The organism is Georhizobium profundi (assembly GCF_003952725.1).
Taxonomy (GTDB): domain Bacteria; phylum Pseudomonadota; class Alphaproteobacteria; order Rhizobiales; family Rhizobiaceae; genus Georhizobium; species Georhizobium profundi.
Genome location: NZ_CP032509.1, coordinates 400,562 through 422,196 on the forward strand (window position 1 = coordinate 400,562; position 21,635 = coordinate 422,196).

Consider the following 21,635-nt stretch of genomic DNA (forward strand, 5'->3'; position numbering starts at 1 on the left):
GTCTTTAGTCGCTGATGCGGTGGGCGTTCGCGTAAATCTCGATGTCGCCGTGGTTGAAGGCCGCCAGGGTAAGGCCGGCTGCTTCGGCAACCGTTACTGCGGCGCGGGTTGGGGTCGACATCGCGATCAATGCCGGAATGCCGCTGATCACGCATTTCTGCACGAGATCGACCGAGATACGGCTCGTGATGATGACGGCACCGGCGGCGGTTTCGATACCGCAGCGGAACATCGCGCCGCAGAGCTTGTCCAGCGCATTGTGTCGGCCGACGTCCTCGCGCGCGAGCAGGATGCCGAGACCGGGATGCATGAAGCCGGCTGCGTGCAGCCCGCGCGTTTCATCCCTCAGCGGCTGGTGGACGCGCAGTTCCGCGCGCGCTTCGTGTATGGCGGCAACGCTGAGGCGGACACCGCCGGCCTCCATCCTTGGCAGTGGGCGCATGGCTTCCTGCAGGCTGTCGATGCCGCAGAGACCGCAGCCGACCGGTCCCGCCATCTTGCGGCGGCGCGCGCCAAGGTCGGCGGCACGCTCGGCTTTCAGCCAGAAGCGTGCTTCGATGCCGTTGTCATGCTGCAGAACATCGAACCAGTCGACGTCGTCAGGACTTTGGATGAAGCCTTCCGACAGCGCGAAGCCCCAGGCGAAATCCTCCACGTCGCGCGGCGTCGCCATCATCACGGCCTGGCTGGAGCCGTTGCAGGTGATCGAAACGGGCACCTCATCCGGCAATGATGCGAGCACGTCGCGTGGATAGGTGTTGCTGAGGCGGCTTGCTGCTTCCATTTCGCGGGCTCTCCAGACGTCCGCCCTGCATTGGGCCATGCAGGCATAATCTGGCGTTACCGGTCCGGTTCCAGCCCGTTCGCACTTTTCTGCCCGCTGCGATGCATCTTTTAAACGGCCCACCCGTTGCGCCTGAGTAGCAAACAACGCGGATGCATTCATGACCAGCAAGGCCGAAGCGCACGACGACCTGCCCAAAGAGAGCGGACCCGCCGGAGGCTGGGGCTCGCTGCGCAGCATCGCCCGTATCACCGGCATGAGCGACCCGTCGTCGGATGCGCTCCAAACACTTTGGCGGCAGAACAAACCCGGTGGCTTCATGTGCGCCTCCTGTGCCTGGCCAAAACCCGCCAATTACCGCGCCTTCGAATTTTGTGAGAACGGGGCGAAAGCGACGCTCTGGGAATCCACGAAAGATCGCTGCACGCCGGACTTCTGGAATGATCACACCGTCACCGAATTGCTCAGCTGGAGCGACCACGATTTGGAGAAGACCGGGCGGCTGACGCATCCGCTGCGCTACGACGCCGCGAGCGACCGCTATGTGGAAACGAGCTGGGCGGATGCCTTCGCTGCCATCGGCTCGGCGCTTGTAGACCTTCCGAAAGACGACGTGGTTTTCTACTCGTCCGGCCATGCGGGGCTGGAGGCATCCTATCTCTGGGCGCTGACGGCGCGGCTCTACGGCAACAACAACCTGCCGCAGTCCTCCAACATGTGCCACGAAACGACCAGCGTTGGCCTGACCGAGGTGATCGGCTCACCGGTTGGCACCATTATCTGGGAGGACCTGGAGGAGACCGACTGCCTTTTCTTCTTCGGGCAGAATCCCGGTACAAATTCCCCGCGCTTCCTTCATCCGTTGAAGGAGGCCAAGGAGCGGGGCGCGAAGATCGTCACGTTCAACCCCGTGCGGGAGCAAGGGCTCATCTCCTTCGTCAGCCCGCAGGATCCGGTCGCCATGATCACTGGCAAGGAGACCAAGATCTCCAACCAGTATCACCAGTTGCGGGCCGGCACGGACATCGCGGCGATCCTCGGGCTTTGCAAGGCAGTCATCGAGGCAGACGATGCGGCTCGAGAAACAGGCGCCGCCCCGGTCATCGACTGGCCATTCATCGAGGAGCACACCAACGGCTTTGCGGCTTTCGTCGACTTCGCGCGGTCGCAGCCATGGGCAGCGATTACATCGGCGTGCGGGCTGACGGAAGAAGCGCTGCGTGATGCAGCGCAGATCTATATGGAAGCCGAGCGCGTCATCGGCGTTTACGGCATGGGTCTCACCCAGCACACCCACGGCGCCGACAATATCGGCATGCTCGTCAACTTCCTCATGCTTCGCGGCAATATCGGCAAGCCGGGTGCAGGCTGCTGCCCGGTGCGCGGCCATTCCAACGTGCAGGGCCAGCGCACCGTCGGCATTGCGGAGAAGACCGCGCTGATCCCCATGGATCGGCTGCGCACGCTTTTCGATTTCGATCCTCCCGAGAAGGACGGGACGCATATCGTCGACGCGGCGGAAGGCATCATTGCAGGCAGGATCAAGGCGACCTTGTGCCTTGGCGGAAACCTCATGCGAGCGCTGCCCGAGACCGACCAGTTGGAGCAGCACTGGCGCGCCCAGGACCTGACCGTCATGGTCTCCACCAAGCTCAACCGCAGCCATCTTTATCCCGGCAAAGCGGCGTTTATTCTGCCGTGCCTCACGCGGGGCGAGAAGGACGAACAGGCGTCGGGGCCGCAATACATTTCCGTCGAAGACAGTTTCTCGATGATCCACGGTTCGATCGGCAAACAGGAGCCCGCTTCGACAGAACTGAAATCCGAGCTCGATATTGTCGCCTCGATCGCTGAAGTGATCACCGAGCCGCATCCCAAGCGTCCGTGGCGCGATTGGGTCGCAGATTACAGCCGGGTGCGCGACCTGATCGAAGCGACCTATCCGGACGATTTCAAAGACTATAATCAGCGCCTGAACACTCCTGGCGGTTTCTGGCGCGGCAATCCGGCGCGCGACCGTATCTGGGAGACCGACAGCGGGAAGGCCGAGTTCACCGTGCCGGAAAAGCTCAACGCATTGGGCTTCGACGATGCGGAAGGTCGCTTCACACTGATCACGATGCGGTCCAACGACCAGTTCAACACCACGATCTACGGTTATTCGGATCGGTTCCGCGGGATCGAAGGCACGCGCGACGTGCTCCTGATCAACGAAGCCGACATGCAGCGCGAGGGGCTGGCGAAAGGCCAGATCGTGACGCTCGTCAGCGATGCGGACGATGGCATCTCCCGTCGGCTTCCCGGGCTCGAGGTCATTCCGTTCGACCTCCCGCTCGGCACGATCGGATCCTACTATCCGGAATGCAACGTGCTGGTCCCGCTCAGCCTGCATGACCGCACATCGAAGACACCCGGCTCGAAGGGCGTGCCGGTGAAGATCGAGAAGGCCTGACAACCGGCTACGCGCATCGATTGCAAAATGCGCGTGCACGCCTCCAACACGCGATGATCTCTCGACTTGCCGCAGGCAATACGTACAATTGTACGTATTAAGATCCTTCCAAGCTGTGGGGCATGCGTGGCCGGAACTGAATCTGCGCTATCGGTGCGCACAGCGCAGGACGTGCGCCTTGCGGAAACGGTCGACGATGCCGTGCACGCCTTGCGCAGCCATTTCGGTTTCGACCATGCGACCTACCATCTCGGCTACACGATCGACGCCGTCATCGACGCGCCCTTCGTCAAGAGCACCTACTCGGATGCATGGATGGGGCGCTATATCCTGAAGCGCTACGTCAATGTCGATCCGGTGGTGCAGCACGGGTTTCGCCGGCAGTTGCCGTTCTTCTGGAGCGAGTTGCCGATGGCGCCTCAGGCGATGGAATTGATGCAGGATGCCATGGCGCACGGCGTCGGCACCGAGGGCTACACGATCCCGATCATCGATCGCGTGCGCCGGCGGGCGCTTCTGTCCTTGACGACGACGCAACTCGATACCGCGCCCTTTCGGCAGATTGTGGAGGCGGAGCGGACCGCGCTCGCCGAGCTTGCGTTCCTGATCCACGAAAAGGCGATCGGCGAACTCCATGGCTCGGATCCGCTGCCGGCGCTCGCTGCCCGCGAGCTCGAATGCCTGACCTGGAGCGCGGAGGGTCGCACATACAAGGAGATCGCACGCCAGCTCGACATCTCCGAACACACCGCACGCGCCTATCTTCGATCGGCCCGCCTGAAGCTCGGATGCGGCAGCATCGCCGAGGCGGTCGCCAAGGCAATCCGGTTCAATCTCATCGAAGAAAACAACGCCTAAAACGATACGTACATCGGTACGGACCGCAGCTGGCGGCACGCTCTGTGCGGATTTTCCAAGCGGCGCTCGAATGTCACCTTTGTTTCAAATTGAAACAGGGGCAGCACAATGTTTCGGATACTTCAGGCACCATACCGGCCAGCTGATGCGGATCTGCTCGATCAGATGTACCGGCTGCGCAAACGCGTGTTCATCGATCAGCTCGGCTGGTCGCTGCAGCATTGCTCCGCCGGGCTCGAACGCGATCGCTACGATGGGATGGATCCGGTCTATATCGTGTGGATCGACAAGCGAACCGGGACTCTCCTCGGCTCGACGCGCCTGATGCCGACGACCGGCCCGACGCTTCTCTACGACGTGTTCAGCAAGACCTTTCCCGATGCCGCGTGCCTTGCGGCGCCGGGCATCTGGGAGGCGACGCGGACATGCGTGGACTGCGAGGCGATCGCTGCGCTACGGCCGGACATCGCCGCGAGCGATGCTTTCGCGACCATGTGTCTTGCGATCATCGAATGCGGGCGCGCCCACGGCATCCACACGATCGTTTCCAATTACGAGCCGCACATGAAGCGGGTCTACCGCCGGGCGGGGCTGCAACTGGACGAGGTGGGGCGGGCGGATGGCTATGGCAGGCTGCCGGTCTGCTGCGGAATTTTCGATATCTCCCCGCCTGTGGAAGCCGCTGTGCGCGAAAAGCTCGGGCTGCCCGCACCGCTTTTTGCACCCATCGCTCCCGAGCGCGCCGCTGCCTGAAGCCGCGCATATCTGATGACTGTCGCGCAGCGTTGTGGCATGAAATATCTCATGGGGATGAACTGGAAAAGCGCGGAGAGAACGGCGAGGCGGCTGATCGGCAGCCTGCTTCTCGGCTATCTCTTGTTCTTCCAAGGCCTCGTCACGAGCTACGCTCAAGCGACGATGCTGGGCGGGCCGGATCCGGCCACCATCATCTGTTCGGTGCACGAAGCCGTCGTCGACGGTGAGCCGCACCCTCTGCAGGATCTCGACCGGGACTGCTGTTCCACGCTTTGCCAGGCGGCCTGCGCGACCGGCGCAGGCCTTCCTGGCGCTGACGCTCCCTCATTCGCGCTTCCGGTGCTGCCGGGACTGATCCATGCCCTGAACGCCGCGCCGCAGGCGCCGCCCAGCCACTACGGCCTCGTCTCAAAGGCCCGGGCACCTCCTTCTTTCTCCGCGTGATGTTTCCGGCGGCCGGCTGTTTTGCAGCGGCTGCCTTTTTCTTGCACATCCTCGGAGATTTCCATGAAACCGACCCTTATCGGGCAGGCGGCGCTGCATGTCCGCCATTCGATGACCCGTTCCACCCTCCTCGTCACGGCCAGCAGTCGCGGCGCCAATCGCACCCGATGCGACAAGGCCGTTTCCGCTCCTGCGGCCAGCCGCGTCTGACGGGAGAGATCGATGACCGACACGACCTTCAGCGCGGCCGCACAGCCATCGCGTTCAGCCGATCTCTATCGCGCCGTCTGGCGCTGGCATTTCTATGCGGGGCTCTTCGTCCTGCCCTTCATGATCACGCTCGCCGTAACCGGCGCGCTTTATCTTTTCCGCGACGAGCTGGATGCGATCATCCATCCCGACATGAAGCGGGTGGCGGTTCAGGAGACCATCAATCTCTCCGCGCCATCGGCCTTGATCGACGCGGCGCTGGCGGCCTATCCGGGCACTGCGGTGAAGTTCACCGATCCGGCACGTCCCGATCAGTCGGCGGAAATCACCGTCAACACAGACGGCGGCGAGCGCCTGGCGGTTTACGTGAACCCCTATTCGGCCGAGGTGATTGGCGCGATGTCGGATCGGGGTACGGTCATGTGGACTGTGCGCTATCTGCACAGCCTGCGCTATTTCGGCCCGGTGGCACGCGGCATCATCGAGATCGTCGGCGGCTGGACCATCCTGCTCGTCGGCACCGGCATTTTTCTGTGGTGGCCGCGCGGCAAGTCACGGGGCGGCGTCGTCACCGTGCGGGGAAAGCCGAAATCGCGCACATTCTAGCGCGACACCCATGCGGTCACCGGCATTTTCGTCGGCTTCTTCATCGTGTTCCTCGCGCTCACAGGCATGCCCTGGTCGAATGTCTGGGGCGGGAAGGTCAATGAATGGGCGAACGGCAACAATTTCGGCTATCCGGCAGGCGTGCGTGTGGCCGTGCCTATGTCGGACGAGCATCTGCACCATATGGGCCAGACAAGCTGGTCGCTTGAACAGGCGCAGGTGCCCGAAACCGCCGAGCCCGCCGATGGCGCCCCTCGATCGGCATCGACCGCGCGGTCGAGACGTTCGAGCGGCTTGGGCTTCATGCCGGCTATGCGGTGAACATTCCCGCGACACCCACGGGCGTCTTCACTGGCTCGGTCTACCCGGACGATCTTGCGCAGCAGCGCGTGGTCCATCTCGATCAATATACGGGCGAGCCGCTGATCGACATGAGCTATGCGGATTACGGCCCGCTCGGCAAATGGCTGGAATTCGGGATCAACGTGCATATGGGCCAGCAATTCGGCCTCGCGAACCAGATCCTGTTGCTTGCCGTCTGCTTCGGGATCGTCGCCATGGCTGTCTCGGCCGGCGTGATGTGGTGGAAGCGTCGACCGAGTGGCGGGATCGGCGTACCGCCCATGCCGGCTGACAGACGGGCATTCCGCGGGCTGATTGCCATTCTCGTCGTGGGCGGCATTCTCTTTCCCCTGACCGGATTGTCGCTCCTGGTGATGCTCGCTCTCGATTGGACGTTCATGCGCATCAGAGGCCGCCCCGTCATACGCTGAATTCGACGCGGCCGGTGGGTGGCTGACGCAACCTTCCGGCCGGTCACCTGTTCCCCGTCGCGGCTTGACGCTCGAACAAAAACGAGGCACCCGAAACGTGGAAGCGCGGAGGGAGTGCATGTCGGCCAGCCACCAACAGAACGAGCGCGATCACGCAGCCTATCTGGCGGATGGCGCCGTCCATGCCGTCGGTCTCGCGGCAGGCCTGATCGGCGGTGCCGCACTGGTGGTGATTGCGCTTCGCCACGCCGACGCGCTCCATACGGCAGGTGCAGTCATCTATGTGGCGAGCCTTCTCGCCTCCTTCGCCGCATCCGCCGCCTACAACATGTGGCCGAATTCCCCGGTGAAGGCGCGGTTGCGCAAGCTCGACCACGCAGCGATCTATGCACTGATCGCTGGGACCTACACACCGTTTGCGCTGCAGATCGATACGGTGGGCAACTGGCTGCTCGTCTGGATCTGGGGGCTCGCGGGCCTTGGCATCCTGATGAAGGTCATCTCCATCGGCCGCTTCGACAAACTGTCCGTGCTGCTCTATCTCGCGCTGGCATGGAGCGGGGTACTGATCTTCGACGACATGATGGCGACGCTCGGGCCGCAGGTCGTTTCACTAATCGTCATCGGCGGCCTCATCTATTCGGCCGGGGTCATTCTCTATCTCTGGCAGGGACTGCGCTTTCAGCGCGCGCTCTGGCACCTGTGCGTGCTGGTCGCTGCGGGCTTCCATTTCTCCGCAGTGACGGTGGCCATCACCGGACTGAGCAGCGCCTGAAAATCCCGATCAGGACTCGACGGGCGGGTCCAGTGCCTCCAGCGTCGAGCGGAAGCGGATCTTCGAACGCTCCACATGGCGGAAGAACGCTTCCTGCGCACGTTCGCGGTTGCCGGAAGCAAGCGCATCCACCATTTCGCGGTGCTCGCGGTTGGACACGGACAGGCCGCCGGCCTGAACGAGACCCCTTGCACGGGCAAGGTGGAGCTTGTTCACGAAGCTCTTATATTCCTTGACCAGCGTCTCGTTGCCGGTCGAGGTGACGAGGTAATCGTGGAAAGCGAGGTTGACCGGGTAATACTGATCGAAATCCTTGCCCGCGGCGATCTCGTCCATCTGATCGAGAAACGCGTTCAGCCGCGTCAGGATCTGGTCCGTGACGAGATCGGCAAGAAGTCGGCCGGCCAGCCCGAAGACCGCAGCGCGGACGTCATAGATCTCCAGCGCTTCCTTGGCGGAAACCGAGCGCACGAAGACACCGCGGTTGCGGATGATGTCCACCAGACCCTTGGCCTGCAGGCTGCGCGTTGCCTCTCGCAGCGGACCGCGGCTGGTGCCGAAGCGGGTCGAGATCTGGATTTCGTTCAGCCGCTCGCCTGGTTTCAGCTCTCCGGTGAGGATGAGATGCTCGAGCTCACGCTCGAGCACTCCCGTCAGCGAAGACGTGCGCAAAACCATCAGGTCGCTACTGTCCGTCTTCATCTGCTGATACATGATCGCTGCCCTTCAACCGATATTCAATTGTAGGCAATAAACATCGGTCGCGTAAGCTGCAACTGATATCGCAGCCGGTTGTCAGCCGAGCGCCTCCAGTAACGCTTCCGTGACCGCCTGCGTATTGGCCTGTCCGCCCATGTCCGGCGTGAACGGTCCCGACGCGCTGATCGTCTCGATCGCCGCCATCAGCTTGTCCGCTGCGGCCTTTTCGCCCAGATGCTCGAGCATCATCGCGCCCGTCCAGAACGCACCGATCGGGTTCGCGATGCCCTTGCCCATGATGTCGAAGGCCGAACCGTGGATCGGTTCGAACATGGACGGGCTCTTGGCCGACGGATCGATGTTGCCGGTCGCCCCATTACCGAGACTACCCGTCAGTGCCGAAGCAAGATCGGACAGGATGTCGGCATGGAGGTTCGTGGCGAGGATCGTATCGAAATTGCCGGGCTTCGTCACCATCATGGCGGCCATGGCGTCGACGAGTTTCCAGTCGACGTCGAGCTCTGGAAATTCCTTCAGAACATCGCGGCAGACTTCGTCCCACAGCACCATGCCGTGACGCTGCGCGTTCGACTTGGTCACCACAGTCAGCCGCTTGCGCGGCCGCGCCATCGCCGTTTCGCAGGCGAAGCGGCAGATGCGTTCGACACCAGCGCGGGTAAAGATCGCGACATCCATCGCGACTTCGATCGGCAGTCCCGAATGGGCACGACCGCCGACGCCGGCATATTCGCCTTCGGAGTTTTCACGCACGATCACCCAGTCGATCTGCTCGCCGAGCTCCTTACGCAGCGGACCGACCGTGTCGCCGAGCAGCTTTGTCGGCCGCACATTGGCGTATTGGTCGAGTCCCTGGCAGATGGCGAGCCGCAATTCCCAAAGCGTGATGTGATCGGGAATGTTCGGGTCGCCAACGGCGCCGAAATAGATGGTGTCGAAGGCTTTCAGCTGTTCGACGCCATCCTTCGGCATCATCTCACCGGTGCGACGATAGTAGTCGGAGCCCCAGTCGAAGCGCGTGACCTCAACCGAAAACCCTTCGCTCTTCGCCAGCTTCTCGATGACGGCGACACCGGCTTCGATGACCTCCGGCCCGACGCCGTCGCCGCCGATCGCTGCGATCTTATGCGTGCGCATGCGCCTCTCCCATGCCCTTCAAAATGCCGTCGATCATCTGGCGCTGGGTACCCGTGCCGCGAATATCCGGCGTGCGGGTGGCAGGATCGGACAGCGCCTGGTCGATGCCGGCTTTCATGATGCGCGACATTTCGAGCGCCGAATCGATCTTGTGGTGGTGGCCCATCCAGTCGAACAGCATGCGTGTGGATTCGATCATCGCGAAAGGATTGGCGATCCCCTTGCCGGCGATGTCCGGCGCGGAGCCGTGGGTCGCCTGCGCCATCGCGATCGAGCCGCGACCGATGCAGAGGCCCGGCGCCATGCCGAGACCGCCGACGAGACCGGCCGCTTCGTCCGTCAGGATGTCACCGAACATATTGGTGGTGACGATCGTGTCGAAGCTTTGCGGATCGCGCACGAGGCGCATCGCCATCGTATCGACGATCACCTCGTTCACCTCGACGTCGGGGAAGTCCTTCGCGACTTCGTAGCAGCTATCGACGAACATGCCGCAGCCGAGCTTGTAGACCGTGTTCTTGTGCACGAGCGTCAGCTTCTTGCGGCGGGAGCGGGCGATCTCGAAGGCCGCACGGGCAACCTTGGACGAACCCTCGACCGTGATGACGCGCACCGAGATGGTGACGTCATGCGTCGGGCGGAACTCGCCGGATCCCATCACGACGTTGCGGTCGGGCTGGAAGCCTTCGTTGTTCTCGCGCACGATCACCATGTCGATGTCGTCATGCAGGCAGCCGATGCCTGGGAAAGACCGTGTCGGGCGAACGTTTGCGAAGAGATCGAAACGCTTGCGCAGGATCGGATGCGGATTGATGGCTTCCGGCACCTTCGGATATTCGCGGTGACCGATCGGGCCGAGAATGAAGCCGTCGAGCTGGCCTAGCGTTTCCAGCGTGCCGTCCGGCATCGTGTGGCCGTGCGTATCGAGCGCACGACGGCCGATCGGCACGTCGATCCACTCGATCTGCATGCCGGAGGCGGCTGCGGCCGCCTTGGCGATCTCGACCGAAGCCGGCACCACTTCGTGGCCGATGTCGTCCCCTTCCAGGATACCGATGCGGAGGGATGACTTCTTCTGCACGTCACTCATTCTGCTGCTGCCTTTGCTTCAGCCGAGCCGGGAACGCTGGCGCGTGCGACTTCGGCGGCATCCTTCAGCTCTTCCAGCTTCCAGGATGTCTCGAGGAGTTTCTTCGTTACGGCATCACCGACGACGAGCGCCGACTGAACCGTGAACTTGTGATCGATCTGCTGATCCGTGAGCGGCACTTCCATGGAGCCGATGGCACGTTCCACATGCTTGGACACGGTCGAGCCGTCTTCGAATGTGACGAGGATGTCGACCGAGGCCTCGTGGCAGTTCTTGTCGGCGGTTGCCTTGGTCTTGTCACGCAGCGCGATGATTTCCGGGTCACGCACGAGTTCGTCCGTGAAGGCCGTCGGTGCGCCATCGCCCTTCAGCAGGGCTGCGGCGGCGGCGTGGTAGACCGAGAACTTGCCCTCCAGGCCCGTCTTTGGATCGGTCTTGCCGGTCAGTTCGAGCACCAGCGGGTGTGTCGTCAAAGCGACCGACTTGATCTGGCGGATCTTCTCGTCGCCAAGCTCTTCGCGCAGCTGCACGCAGCCGTCGATGGTCGGGTGGATGACGATGCCGCAGGCAAACGGCTTGTAGCTGTTCAGTGCCGATTCCCAGCGGGTGCCGAGGTCGTCGACGATCTCGGAATAATCCTGCTTGTCGGACATGACGCTGGCGAAGCCGCGGGGCGCTTCGATAGCGCGCTCGGAGCTGTCGTAGTTGGCTTCGGCGAGGAGCGCCGCAAACATGCCGTTCTGGGCGGCGCGGCCGGGGTGGAAACTCTTGGTCATGGTGCCGAACATTTCGCGGAAGCCGGACGACTGCGTGGCTGCAAGACCGAATGCCCAGCGCATCTGCTGCGCGTTGAGGCCAATGACCTTGCCGACCGCTGCCGCCGCACCGAAGACGCCGGCCGTGCCGGTGATGTGCCAGCCGCGATCATAGTGGTGCGGATAGACCGAGTTGCCGATGCGGCACTCGACTTCGACGCCGATGATGAGTGCAGTCAGAAGATCGTAGCCGGAGATTTCGCGGGTTTCGGCCAGCGCGAGAAGTGCCGAGGCGACGGGGCCGGCAGGGTGGATGATCGTCTTCAGGTGCGTGTCGTCATAGTCGAGCACGTGCGAGGTGATGCCGTTGACGAGCGCGGCATGCAGCGCATCGAGCTTTTCCGTGCGGCCGATGACCGTCGAGGTCGCCTTGCCCGAGAAGGGTGCGATGGCAGCCAATGCGCGATCGGCCGTTTCGTGGCTGGCGCCGCCGACGGCGCAGCCTACCCAGTTGACGAAGGTGCGCAGGCCTTCGCGGCGCACTTCCGGCTGGATGTCGGATCCTTTGATGTTGACGACCCAATCGGCAAGGATCTGGGTGACCTTCGGGGTGCCGGGAGCAGCTTCCTGATGCAGGCTCATTGTTGTTTTCTCCTAAGCTTTGTTCTTATGCGCTTCCGGGCGGCGAACCTGCGTCCACTTCGCCGAATGCGCTGGTTAGAGCAGACCGCGGGCGATGCCGCCGTCGACATTGATCGTTTGCCCGGTGACGTAGCTGGCGCGCGGGCTCGCAAGCCAAACGACCATCGTTGCCACTTCCTCGGCCGTCGCAAAGCGACCCAGCGGAATGTCCTTGGAAAAGTCCTTGAGAACCTCTTCGCGCGAGCGACCCTCGTCGGCCGACATCTTGTCGGCGCGCTTGGTCCAGAGCGGCGTCAGCGTGCGACCGGGTGCAACGCAGTTCACGCGGATCTTGCGATCGGCGAGTTCGGCGGCGAGCGTCTTCGTCAGACCGAGCAGGCCGGCCTTGTGGACGTTGGAAACGATCTGATGCTGGTACGGCATCTTGGAGGCCGCAGCGCCGAGCGTCACGATCGCCGGGTTCTCGCCCTTCTCCAGAATTGGCAGCAGCGCACGGATGGCGCGCACCGTGGAGAGAATGTTGAAGGTGTAGTTGCCGAGCCAATCCTCGTCGGTGAGATCCTCGAAGGATGACCGGATGGAGCCGCCGACGGCGGTGACCAGCACGTCCAGCGCGCCCCAGCGCTCGGTGACCGAAGCGGCCAGTTCGTCGCCAGAACCGGTCTGCGTGACATCGCAGACAAGCGTTGCCGGCTTCAAGCCGACGGCGCCCTCGATGGCCGCTGCGGATGCGGCGAGGTTGTCGGCGCTGCGCGATGCGATGACGACATCCGCGCCCTCGCCCACCATCAAGGATGCAGACGCCTGGCCAATACCATAGCTGCCGCCGACGATGAGCGTGCGACGCCCATTATACTGAAGGTCCAACGGTCCCTCCCTTCAATTTGAGATACAGCTTGAACACGAGGAGCACGGTCGACGACACGACGGCGATCCTCAAAACATGGAATGCGGTGACGACCTCGGCCTCCAGGTGCATCACTTGCGCCGTCAGAACCATTTCGGTCACGGCGGCAGGAGCGAGCGACAGGAAGCTTGTCGTGAAGGGCAGGTCGGTCGTCAGCGTCAGGACGAGCGCTCCAAACGCGGCGCAGCCGATCATGAAGATCGAAACCAGCACCGCAGCGAAGGTGACGCGCGGCAGTGCTGCCAGAAGGTCGCGCTTGAACTGGCAGCCGAGCCAGGTGCCGAGCATGATCTGCGCGATGACGATCAGGGTCGGCGGAATGGTGACTGTATAAAGACCGAGCACGCCGATGATGATGCCCATCAGGATCGGCCCGACGAGCCACGGGTTCGGCAGTGGCGTGGGCTTCAGCAGCCGCGCCATCAGATAACCGAGGAGCAGAGACAGGCCGACCAGCAGCCAGTTGGACCCTGCCGAGGCGGCATCGGGCGCGGTGCCGTGCTCGCCGAAGATCACGACGAGGAACGGCACGATGGCGACGACGCCGGACACGCGCAACGCGTGGACCACGGCGACCGAGCCTGCCGCCCCGCCATATTCCTTGGCGACCGTTGCCATGTCGGCCACGCCGCCGGCTGCTGTCGCGAAGAAGGCGGTGACGTTGTCGACCTTGGCGAGCGGCTTGAACAGAAACGCCGCCGCCATGGTGAAGGCGATGACATAAAGCGTGCCGGCGATCATGGCCGGCAGCAGGCCTGCCATGGTGGCAAGCACCGCAGGCGTGAAACGCATGCCGACGGCGACGCCGATCGCCACCTGCCCCAGTTCACGGCCCATCGGCACGAGGGCCGATTCAAAGCCCATGATCGAGAAGGCGGCGAGCGCGAAAAACGGCCCCAGCATGAAGGGCAGGGGCATGTTGACGACGTCCGCCAGAAACCCGGCGGCCGTCGCTATTGCATAGGTCAGGACGAGCAGACCCCACCAGCGCGGCTGGCGATAACGCTTGACCCCACCGGGCTTGCCGCCCGGTGTGGAACGCGCCGCCACGTCTTTGCTGGCATCGAGCACGGGATGCTTCCTGTCCGTTCGAGTGGCAGCGTCAGTTGCTGACGAGCGCCATCAGTCCGCGGATATCGGACAGCTTTTCGAACTCGGCGACGACGCCGACGACTTCCTTCGCCTTGCCCTGATCCCAGCGTGCGAACTCGGCGCATTCGAGGAACTTGGCGGCGACTTCGTCGTAGCTCATCGGGTTGGCCGGGCTGCCCTTGCCGAAATCGGCGAGACCCGAAATCGTGCGGCCATCCTTCAGCTTGATGTCGATATAGGTCGTCATCAGGTGGTAGCCGGCGGCTTCGGCGCGATCGTCGACCACGAAATTGACCTTCTCGATCATCGCCTTGACGTCGTCACGCAACACGACTTCGTCGGTGAACTCGTTCAAGCCGGCGCGGCCTTCGAGCAGCAGGATCGCCATGCAGAATTCCATGGAGAACTTGGCCTGCAGCTCGTTTTGCGGACGGTGATGGATGAGCGCGTTCGGCATGTTGTGATTGGTGCCGATGCGGACATGCTCGACGTCCGCCGCCTTGATGCCGTGCTCCTTGATGAGGCGCAGCATCTCGGTCATGCCCGGATGGGTAAGCGAGCCCGACGGATGGGGCTTGATCGACACGCCGGGGCTGTCGAAGGTCCATGGGTTGCCGAGCTTGCCGGAAATCGCATTGTGATCGTAGCCGCCGCCTGCAGCGGAGAAGAAGCCGCGCGGTGCTTCGAGAATCGTCGGCGCAGCGGTCCAGCCATAGGAGGCGAACTGCGCGGCGACGATGCCGCTTTCGGACGAACGGCCAGCGTGGAACGGCTTGGTCATCGTGCCGAAGTTTTCGCGAAGGCCGGCAGACTGGCTGCCTGCCATCGACAGCGCACGCAGGAGCTGGTCGAGATTGAGGCCCATCAGGCGGCCGGCGGCCGAAGCAGATGCATAGGTGCCGCAGGTGGCCGTCGCATGGAAGCCGGTCTGATAGTGGCGAGGATTGATCGCTTCGGCGATCTTGCACTCGACTTCGACACCGATGTGATAGGCGAGCATGACGTCTGCACCCGTCGAGCCGAGCGTCTCGCCCATGGCAAGCGCGGACGGGAGGGCGGGAGCGGTCGGGTGCGTCAACAGACCGTAGACGCGGTCCTTGGCGACGGCGAGCTGCGTGTCGTCGTAGTCATCGGCATGGATGCCGACGCCATTGGCGAATGCAGCAAACCGTGGCGCGACCTTGCGGTTGGAACCGATGACGGTTGCCGAGCCGCTTCCGGCACCGAGATCGTCGAGATGCTGGCGGACATATTCGCCCGACTTCGCAACCGAACCGGAGAGCGCCAGACCGAGACCGTCGAGAATGGATTTCTTGCCGTTTTCGATGACAACGGCAGGAAGATCGGCCAGCTTCGCGTTCTTGACGAATTCGGCGACTTCGAGTGTGAGCGACGCGCTCTCGATCGGGGCGGTCTTTGCGGCTGCTGCAGTCATCTTCAGATGTCCTCCCTAGCAATTTCCTGGATGAACCGGGAGCTCGCGACGGTGCCGCCCGAGCCCCATCTGGTCTCGGGCGGCAACAAACGTGAGTTTCTGTCGATTGTCAACAACTTGACGCGGGTTCCCTGCCGATGGCGGTATCCATTCCGCCGGAGCACCTGCATTACCCTACAATCTTGGGGTAGAAAGTCGTTGTCGTGCTGATGTTGCGACGCGTCAAAGCGATATTGCAGCGCAATCTGAAATATTGTTGACAGTCGACTAATGGGGCCATAGCTTCTCGAACGGCTTTGGGAGGATGACCATAAGGCCCGGGCCCCTGAAGGCAAAGAGCTGGAACAGCTCAGGAGGACAACAATGAATTCCAAGTTTTCTCGTCGTAACGTTCTGAAAGTCGCCGGTGGCGGCGTGGCGATGGCTGCTCTCGGCATGCCGTCGATCCTGCGCGCCCAGGGCAGCTTTCCAGATCGCCCCATCAACATCGTCGTGCCGTTCGATACGGGCGGCTACAACGACCGTCTCGCACGCGCGTTCGCGCCCTTCCTGCAGGAAGCGCTTGGCCAGCCGCTGACGATCATCAACCGCGGCGGCGCTGGTGCACTGCTCGGCCACACCTTCTTCCTGCAGCAGCCGGACGATGGCTACACGATCCTGTGCACCTCGGCTGCCCCTTATCTTCCGCTGAACATCCTGACGCAGAATGCGCAGTTCGCGCTCGACGACTTCTACATGGTCAACCTGCCTTCGCAGGACTACACGCTTCTGGCGTGCAGCTCGGATTCCGACATTCAGACTATCGACGACGTGATTTCGCGCCTCAAGGAAGACCCGACCAGCCTGTCGGTCGGCCTCCAGCCAGCCTCTGCAGATCTCGTCAACTTCAGCATCCTTTGCGAAGCGAACGACATCGACATGGCAGCCACGCGTATGGTCACCTATGATGGCGGCGGCCCTGCGCGTAACGCCGTTGCCGGTGGAGTCGTCGATATTGGCCTTGTCGGCGGTGAAGGCTTCCTCCCGCTCGCAGAGCAGATCCGTCCGCTCCTGACATTCGACAGCCGCCAGCGCGACAATTGGGAAGGCGCGATCGTCACCGACGTGCTCGGCGCCGAAGCTGATTTCGTGGTCGGCTCGCAGCGTGGCTGGGGCCTGCACGGCTCGATGCAGGAATCCAATCCGGAAGTTTTCCAGATCCTCGTCCAGGCGATCGAGACGGCTTCCAAGAATCCGGCAGCAATCGAAGCCCTCACGACCCAGCAGCTTGCAACCGACTGGTACGGACCGGAGGAGTCCAACCAGATGCTCGCACGCACCTCTGCGGTCATGGAGCAGTATATCGACCTGCTCCAGGGTCAGTAATCATCTGCAACTTCATCGAGAGCCGTCCGCATCTGCGGACGGCTCAGTCGTATCAGAGAGAGGATTCCGATGAGCACCAAACCGGGACGGAGGATCGTGTGGGGCCACCTGCTGCTCTTGACCGTCATAGTTGGCGTGGTGATTGCCTATCTGCTTGACGCCCGCGGCGTATCCACGCGCGTCAATAACCTGCTGCTCGTGCAGCCAGCCGCCATTCTCGCACTCATCCTGGCAGCTCTGGTGCTGCCCGGCATCTTCCCCCAAAGGGGTTCTCCGGACGAGGACGAACTACCGAAGGAAACAACGGGCGATCTCCTGCGCGTGTTCGCGCTGATCGGTGCCTTGGCCTTTCTGGCATTCTCGCTCGAAACCATCGGCTTCGACATCGCGACGTTCATCTTCATGGTGGTCGCTTTGGCCATCTGCGGCGAACGACGTATCTGGGTGAACCTCCTGTTCAGCGCGGTCTTCACCGTTTTCCTGATCTATGGATACGGCACGATCACGCCATTCCCGTTCCCGCTGACCATCCTGTGAGTATGGCGCCATGATCGAAATGTCCTCAGTCTATGGAGCATTCTCGCTCCTTTCGTCCGACATCAACGCCTGGCTCTACCTGCTGCCGGGACTGGTCATCGGTCTGGTGTTCGGCGCAATGCCAGGCATCTCCATCACCATGGCCATGGCATTCGCGCTGCCGGCCACGCTCTACATGGATTTCCTGCCGGCAATCGTGTTCCTGACCGCCATCTATACCGGGGCAGGCTTCGGCGGTTCCGTTCCCGCGGTGCTCATGGGCATTCCCGGAACATCTTCGGCCGTCGCAACAACGTTCGACGGTTACCCCATGGCCCGCAAGGGCCAGCACAACCAGGCACTCGGCGTTGCGCTCGCGTCATCCGTCTTCGGCTGCCTGCTCAGCTACGTCTTGCTCTTCTTCCTGATCGCCCCGGTGTCCAGCGTCGTGCTCAAGCTCGGCCCGCTGGAAATGTTCGCCGTGGCCGTCTGGGGCATGCTGCTTCTGGGCTCGCTCGCCGGTGCTCACATCAGCCGTGGTCTGCTGGCCGGCGTTTTCGGCGTGCTGCTCGGAACCGTCGGCATGAACACGGCAGGCTTCATCCGTGGCACCATGGGCGTTCCCTGGTTGCTGGACGGCGTGCCGCAGATCCCGGCGATGATGGGTCTGCTCGCAGCCAGCCAGCTCATCGGACTGATCAACACGACCTATCTCATCGAAGACGAGAGTTCGCGAAAGATCAGTTTCTCGAAGATCGTCGACGGACTGAAGCTGACCTTCACTTATCCGATGATCATCATCCGCGGCTCGGTGATCGGTGTCGTGATCGGGGCCATTCCAGGCGTCGGCTCTTCGATCTCCAACCTTCTTTCCTATTCGGAAACGAAGCGGAATGCACCGGATGGAGATACGTTCGGCCAGGGCAACCCCAAGGGCGTCATCGCGGCGGAATCCGCGAACTCCTCGTCGGAAGGCGGCGCCATGGCGACGATGCTGGCGCTCGGCATTCCAGGCGGGGGCGCCACCGCGATCCTGCTCGCGGCCTTCGCGATGCACAACATCGTCGGCGGCCCGAGCTTCATCGCCAACAACAAGGATATCGTCTACGCGGTCATCTTCTCGAACTTTGCGCAGGCGATCCTCCTGCTCTTCGTCGGTCTCGGCTTCGTCTATGTGGCCAGCTACGTGGTTCGGGTCCCTCTCCGGTTCCTGATCCCCAGCGTTCTCGTCGTGTCGACTTTCGGTGCCTATGCCATCGAAGGCAGTGCGGCGGGGCCGATCACGCTGTGGATCTTCTCGGTGCTTGGCTGGGCCATGGTGCGCTACGGCTATCCGGTCGCAGCCGCCGTCGTCGGTCTGCTGCTCGGCAGCCTGCTCGAAGGCAATCTGCTGCGCACGAACCAGATCAGCGGCGGTGACTTCATCAGCTACGGTCTGGAACGCCCGTGGGCGCTTCTGATCTTCGCGCTGATGATCGGCTCGATCATCATGCAGGCGGTCTCCAAGCGCAAGAAGCTGAAGCAGGCTGCCGAAAACTCCGAATCGCGATCGGCATCCGAAGCAAGCTGATCTTTCAACTCTGCCGGCGCGCCCGACCCCGGCGCGCCCTTCTCCACCCGGCCGTTTCGACGGCCGGGTTTTTTGTTTCTGTCGGCAAGAACAGCGCACGAAAAACCCGCCGCGGACTGCATCCTGCGGCGGGTTGGGAGAACCGAAAACGGGGCTTCAGGCGTTTGGCGAGGTGATGCGGTAGGCCGCCTTCTCGACATCGTCCATCTGCGCGATCAGGCCAGTCTCCCATGCGAGATAGCGGCGCGAGGCTTCCAGATTGTCGTCGTGGCGGTCGTGCACAAAGAAGAGATGGTCGATGGCGTCTGCATCCGACGGTTCGTCCGGCGTTCCAACAACAGACGCGCCGGCTTTCACTAACGCCGCATGGCCGCCTTCGATGACGCTGACATCCTTCACACCTGCCTTGCGCAGATCCTCCGCAGCCCAAGCGGCGGCTTGGATGTCATCCGCAACGAGATAGGCGCTTTTGCCGGCGAGTGCCGTCGCCAGGCGTTCTGCGCGCGGGCGGACCAGCCAGCGTGCGCCCTCGACATGGGCCTTGCGGTAATCGAGCGAGCCGCGCATGTCGACGAGGATCGCCTCGCCCAAAGCCACGCAATATCGAGCGCGCACCGGATCGATGGTCGTCAGCGGCGGCGGCTTAGGAGATTTGGGGCGGGCCTTGAACGCTTCCAACGAATTGAGGCGCTTGAGCGTTGCGCGCATCGCTTCGTCGAGCAGGCAGATGTAGGGCTCGTAGCCAAGCTGATGCAGCCAGAAAGCCGCCAGTGCGGCACGCATGCCGCCATCGTCCAGGAGGATAATGCGCGAATTGCGCACCGCCACCCATTGATCCGTGGCCTGAACCAGCTGGCCCGAAAGGGCATGGACGCTTCCCGAGATCGGATCGGCCATTGCTTCCTCGGTCGAGCGGACATCGAGCAGGTACGTCGTCACTTCGGGCTCCGCGAGAAGCGTTTCGACGCGAACCGGAGCGGTAAGTTCCAAGCCATATGTGCCGGCAAGCGTCATAGCGGTTTCGCGGCTCTTGTCCCGCTGGGCATCGGTGAGCTCAGGATAAGGCGCCGCGCTGTTGCCACGCTCCAGCTTGCCGCCGGAAAGCGCCCAGCCCTGGGTGCCATTCTCCAACGCCATGACGGGCCCTGCGTGGCCGGCAAGCATGACGCCGATCGCGCCGATGATGCCGCGCGTGCGGCCGGCGCAGGTGATGACGATCGGTGTTTCACCTTCGGCGATGACGGGGAGCCGATGCGCGAGTTCGCCGTTCGGCAGGCACTCGGCGCCCGGCACGCGCATCTTGGCATATTCAACGGGCGGCCGTGCGTCGTAAAACCGGAACGGGCGATCCTCGGCCTTCCAGGCAGCAAGGTCTTCCGGTTTCAGCATTTTCGGGTGCCATACGCCCTCGGCAATTTCGCCGAGCACCTTGGAGGGAACGTTGACTCCTTTGTAGACGGGGAAGCCGGCCGCCGCCCAGGCGGGCATGCCGCCTTCGATCAGGGCGACATCGCTGTAGCCCATGTCCATAAGCCGCGCGCCGGCGCGTTCCGCTATGCCGTCGCCGTCATCGACAATGACGATCGGTGCGGTGTGGCGCGGTACGAGATCGGGTGCGCGGGCCTCAAGCCGGGAATAGGCGCAGGGGATGGCGAAGAGCGCGTGCCCCTCGCCGAACTGCCCCGCTTCGCGCACGTCGAGGAAGGCAATTTCACCCGGGCCGTGAATTTGTCGACGCGCTTCTTCCGCGCCGAGGCGCTTGACGGTGCCTGACCTCATGCGGCGCTTTCCGGCTCGTAGTGCGGCTTGCGGCCTGTGAAGAAGTCGAAGAACAGCGGATAGATGATGTCCGGCCTATGCTCTGCCGGATAGTGGCCCGTCGGCACGCCGAAGCCCATGACATCGTCGGCCCACTCGCTCCAGGCTTCGACCGGCTTGAAGTGGCGGCCGCAATGGCTGTTCGTGCCCCAGATGACCATCACCGGGCACTCGATCTTGCGCTTGCCGTATTCGGCCGTGTCCATCGCGAGATCGAGCGTCACTGTCGCGCGGTAGTCCTCGCAGACCGAATGGATCTGCTCCGGCGTCGTGCAGCGCACATACTCCGCCATCGCCTCCTTGGTGAATATCTCGAGGCCGACGCCCTTCTTGTTGAGCTTGTAGTGGATGTAATAGTCGAGATCGGCGCAGATCAGCCGCTCCGGGAACGGCGCCTTCTGCGCCATGAAGAACCAGTGATAGCTCTCCAGGCCCCAGCCCATGGAGACATTGGTCAGCACATGATGCGTCGGCACGATGTCGAGCGCACAGAGACGCTCCACGCGCTGCGGCTGGTCGAGCGCCATGCGGAAGCCGACGCGGGCGCCACGATCATGCCCGGCGATCTGGAAACTGTCGAAGCCGAAATGGTCCATGACATCGAAATTGTCCTCGCCCATGGCGCGGAACGTGTAAGCCGCGTGATCCTCCCCGCCATCGGGTTTTGAGCTGTCGCCGTAGCCGCGAAGGTCGGGGGCGATCACGGTGAAGGACTTGGCGAGCGTCGGCGCGACCTTGTGCCAGCTGACATGCGTCAGGGGATTGCCGTGGATCAGAAGCAGCGGCGGCCCCTCGCCACCGATGGCAACATGAATTTCTGCGCCTCGCGTCTTTACCTTCTCGACGCGGAATCCCTCCATCAAGCGGTTCGACTGGACGAGCGTCGGCAAAACATCCTGATTCATGATCACTTCCTCCCATTTTGTCGATTGT

The 21,635-nt window shown here is 62.8% G+C and carries 19 protein-coding genes and 1 pseudogene; 10 read left to right on the forward strand and 10 right to left on the reverse strand.

Annotated elements, in window-relative coordinates:
• Positions 1–4 precede the first annotated feature (4 nt).
• Entirely contained in the window at positions 5–784 is a 780-nt protein-coding gene (gene fdhD / locus D5400_RS01935) for a formate dehydrogenase accessory sulfurtransferase FdhD (RefSeq protein WP_126007150.1), read from the reverse strand.
• Positions 785–944: 160 nt separating this feature from the next.
• Here fdhD and D5400_RS01940 point away from each other — a divergent pair, with 160 nt between their 5' ends.
• The 7 genes and pseudogenes from D5400_RS01940 to trhA all read left to right on the forward strand — a co-directional run bounded on the left by D5400_RS01940 (position 945) and on the right by trhA (position 7,658).
• Positions 945–3,236 (forward strand): FdhF/YdeP family oxidoreductase, encoded by a 2,292-nt coding sequence (locus D5400_RS01940; protein ID WP_126007152.1) that lies wholly within the window; start codon positions 945–947, stop codon positions 3,234–3,236.
• Between the two features lie 126 nt (positions 3,237–3,362).
• A complete protein-coding gene (locus tag D5400_RS01945; protein WP_245451396.1) occupies positions 3,363–4,094 on the forward strand; it encodes a helix-turn-helix transcriptional regulator in 732 nt (243 codons plus the stop codon).
• A gap of 108 nt (positions 4,095–4,202) precedes the next feature.
• On the forward strand, positions 4,203–4,847 hold the full coding sequence (locus D5400_RS01950; RefSeq protein WP_126007154.1) for an acyl-homoserine-lactone synthase: 645 nt from the start codon (positions 4,203–4,205) through the stop codon (positions 4,845–4,847).
• 39 nt (positions 4,848–4,886) lie between these two features.
• The gene (locus D5400_RS01955) at positions 4,887–5,294 is read left to right on the forward strand and encodes a hypothetical protein (protein ID WP_126007156.1); all 408 of its coding nucleotides are present in this window, start codon (positions 4,887–4,889) and stop codon (positions 5,292–5,294) included.
• 63 nt (positions 5,295–5,357) lie between these two features.
• The gene (locus D5400_RS21035; protein WP_164527756.1) at positions 5,358–5,504 is read left to right on the forward strand and encodes a hypothetical protein; all 147 of its coding nucleotides are present in this window, start codon (positions 5,358–5,360) and stop codon (positions 5,502–5,504) included.
• 12 nt (positions 5,505–5,516) lie between these two features.
• A pseudogene (locus D5400_RS01960) lies at positions 5,517–6,883 on the forward strand (PepSY-associated TM helix domain-containing protein).
• Between the two features lie 118 nt (positions 6,884–7,001).
• Positions 7,002–7,658: a PAQR family membrane homeostasis protein TrhA gene (trhA, locus tag D5400_RS01965; RefSeq protein ID WP_126007158.1), complete on the forward strand. Its 657-nt coding sequence runs from the start codon at positions 7,002–7,004 to the stop codon at positions 7,656–7,658.
• Between the two features lie 9 nt (positions 7,659–7,667).
• Here the strand turns inward: trhA and D5400_RS01970 are convergent, their stop codons facing one another.
• The 7 genes from D5400_RS01970 to D5400_RS02000 form a co-directional block, all read right to left on the reverse strand.
• Complete coding sequence (locus tag D5400_RS01970) at positions 7,668–8,372, reverse strand: FCD domain-containing protein (protein WP_245451397.1); 705 nt, start codon at positions 8,370–8,372, stop codon at positions 7,668–7,670.
• A gap of 81 nt (positions 8,373–8,453) precedes the next feature.
• Positions 8,454–9,512: a tartrate dehydrogenase gene (locus D5400_RS01975; protein ID WP_126007160.1), complete on the reverse strand. Its 1,059-nt coding sequence runs from the start codon at positions 9,510–9,512 to the stop codon at positions 8,454–8,456.
• The gene (locus D5400_RS01980) at positions 9,499–10,602 is read right to left on the reverse strand and encodes an isocitrate/isopropylmalate dehydrogenase family protein (RefSeq protein WP_245451398.1); all 1,104 of its coding nucleotides are present in this window, start codon (positions 10,600–10,602) and stop codon (positions 9,499–9,501) included. The genes D5400_RS01975 and D5400_RS01980 overlap by 14 nt, the downstream gene beginning before the upstream one ends.
• Complete coding sequence (locus tag D5400_RS01985; protein ID WP_126007162.1) at positions 10,599–11,999, reverse strand: MmgE/PrpD family protein; 1,401 nt, start codon at positions 11,997–11,999, stop codon at positions 10,599–10,601. The genes D5400_RS01980 and D5400_RS01985 overlap by 4 nt, the downstream gene beginning before the upstream one ends.
• A 75-nt stretch (positions 12,000–12,074) precedes the next feature.
• Entirely contained in the window at positions 12,075–12,866 is a 792-nt protein-coding gene (locus tag D5400_RS01990) for an SDR family NAD(P)-dependent oxidoreductase (RefSeq protein ID WP_126007164.1), read from the reverse strand.
• Complete coding sequence (locus D5400_RS01995; protein ID WP_245451399.1) at positions 12,850–13,977, reverse strand: AbrB family transcriptional regulator; 1,128 nt, start codon at positions 13,975–13,977, stop codon at positions 12,850–12,852. The genes D5400_RS01990 and D5400_RS01995 overlap by 17 nt, the downstream gene beginning before the upstream one ends.
• A 31-nt stretch (positions 13,978–14,008) precedes the next feature.
• A complete protein-coding gene (locus D5400_RS02000) occupies positions 14,009–15,433 on the reverse strand; it encodes an MmgE/PrpD family protein (protein WP_126007166.1) in 1,425 nt (474 codons plus the stop codon).
• A gap of 363 nt (positions 15,434–15,796) precedes the next feature.
• Here D5400_RS02000 and D5400_RS02005 point away from each other — a divergent pair, with 363 nt between their 5' ends.
• The 3 genes from D5400_RS02005 to D5400_RS02015 all read left to right on the forward strand — a co-directional run bounded on the left by D5400_RS02005 (position 15,797) and on the right by D5400_RS02015 (position 18,884).
• Positions 15,797–16,798, forward strand: coding sequence for a Bug family tripartite tricarboxylate transporter substrate binding protein (locus D5400_RS02005; RefSeq protein WP_126007168.1), 1,002 nt, complete (start codon positions 15,797–15,799; stop codon positions 16,796–16,798).
• 69 nt (positions 16,799–16,867) lie between these two features.
• On the forward strand, positions 16,868–17,335 hold the full coding sequence (locus tag D5400_RS02010) for a tripartite tricarboxylate transporter TctB family protein (protein WP_126007170.1): 468 nt from the start codon (positions 16,868–16,870) through the stop codon (positions 17,333–17,335).
• Between the two features lie 10 nt (positions 17,336–17,345).
• The gene (locus D5400_RS02015; RefSeq protein WP_126007172.1) at positions 17,346–18,884 is read left to right on the forward strand and encodes a tripartite tricarboxylate transporter permease; all 1,539 of its coding nucleotides are present in this window, start codon (positions 17,346–17,348) and stop codon (positions 18,882–18,884) included.
• A 156-nt stretch (positions 18,885–19,040) separates the two neighbouring features.
• On the opposite strand, the gene D5400_RS02020 is transcribed toward D5400_RS02015, so the two are convergent.
• Together D5400_RS02020 and D5400_RS02025 are read right to left on the reverse strand one after the other, a co-directional pair.
• On the reverse strand, positions 19,041–20,663 hold the full coding sequence (locus D5400_RS02020; RefSeq protein WP_126007174.1) for a rhodanese-like domain-containing protein: 1,623 nt from the start codon (positions 20,661–20,663) through the stop codon (positions 19,041–19,043).
• Positions 20,660–21,607 carry an alpha/beta fold hydrolase gene (locus tag D5400_RS02025; protein WP_245451400.1) on the reverse strand — a complete coding sequence of 316 codons (948 nt, stop codon included), beginning with the start codon at positions 21,605–21,607 and terminating at the stop codon, positions 20,660–20,662. The genes D5400_RS02020 and D5400_RS02025 overlap by 4 nt, the downstream gene beginning before the upstream one ends.
• Positions 21,608–21,635 lie beyond the last annotated feature (28 nt).

What these genes read in the sequence shown, in the direction of transcription:
- fdhD (WP_126007150.1), bottom strand. Translation starts at nt 784, where the DNA reads ATGGAAGCAGCAAGCCGCCTCAGCAACACCTATCCACGCGACGTGCTC.
- D5400_RS01940 (WP_126007152.1), top strand. Translation starts at nt 945, where the DNA reads ATGACCAGCAAGGCCGAAGCGCACGACGACCTGCCCAAAGAGAGCGGA.
- D5400_RS01950 (WP_126007154.1), top strand. Translation starts at nt 4,203, where the DNA reads ATGTTTCGGATACTTCAGGCACCATACCGGCCAGCTGATGCGGATCTG.
- D5400_RS01955 (WP_126007156.1), top strand. Translation starts at nt 4,887, where the DNA reads ATGAAATATCTCATGGGGATGAACTGGAAAAGCGCGGAGAGAACGGCG.
- D5400_RS21035 (WP_164527756.1), top strand. Translation starts at nt 5,358, where the DNA reads ATGAAACCGACCCTTATCGGGCAGGCGGCGCTGCATGTCCGCCATTCG.
- trhA (WP_126007158.1), top strand. Translation starts at nt 7,002, where the DNA reads ATGTCGGCCAGCCACCAACAGAACGAGCGCGATCACGCAGCCTATCTG.
- D5400_RS01970 (WP_245451397.1), bottom strand. Translation starts at nt 8,372, where the DNA reads ATGTATCAGCAGATGAAGACGGACAGTAGCGACCTGATGGTTTTGCGC.
- D5400_RS01975 (WP_126007160.1), bottom strand. Translation starts at nt 9,512, where the DNA reads ATGCGCACGCATAAGATCGCAGCGATCGGCGGCGACGGCGTCGGGCCG.
- D5400_RS01980 (WP_245451398.1), bottom strand. Translation starts at nt 10,602, where the DNA reads ATGAGTGACGTGCAGAAGAAGTCATCCCTCCGCATCGGTATCCTGGAA.
- D5400_RS01985 (WP_126007162.1), bottom strand. Translation starts at nt 11,999, where the DNA reads ATGAGCCTGCATCAGGAAGCTGCTCCCGGCACCCCGAAGGTCACCCAG.
- D5400_RS02000 (WP_126007166.1), bottom strand. Translation starts at nt 15,433, where the DNA reads ATGACTGCAGCAGCCGCAAAGACCGCCCCGATCGAGAGCGCGTCGCTC.
- D5400_RS02005 (WP_126007168.1), top strand. Translation starts at nt 15,797, where the DNA reads ATGAATTCCAAGTTTTCTCGTCGTAACGTTCTGAAAGTCGCCGGTGGC.
- D5400_RS02010 (WP_126007170.1), top strand. Translation starts at nt 16,868, where the DNA reads ATGAGCACCAAACCGGGACGGAGGATCGTGTGGGGCCACCTGCTGCTC.
- D5400_RS02015 (WP_126007172.1), top strand. Translation starts at nt 17,346, where the DNA reads ATGATCGAAATGTCCTCAGTCTATGGAGCATTCTCGCTCCTTTCGTCC.
- D5400_RS02020 (WP_126007174.1), bottom strand. Translation starts at nt 20,663, where the DNA reads ATGAGGTCAGGCACCGTCAAGCGCCTCGGCGCGGAAGAAGCGCGTCGA.
- D5400_RS02025 (WP_245451400.1), bottom strand. Translation starts at nt 21,607, where the DNA reads ATGAATCAGGATGTTTTGCCGACGCTCGTCCAGTCGAACCGCTTGATG.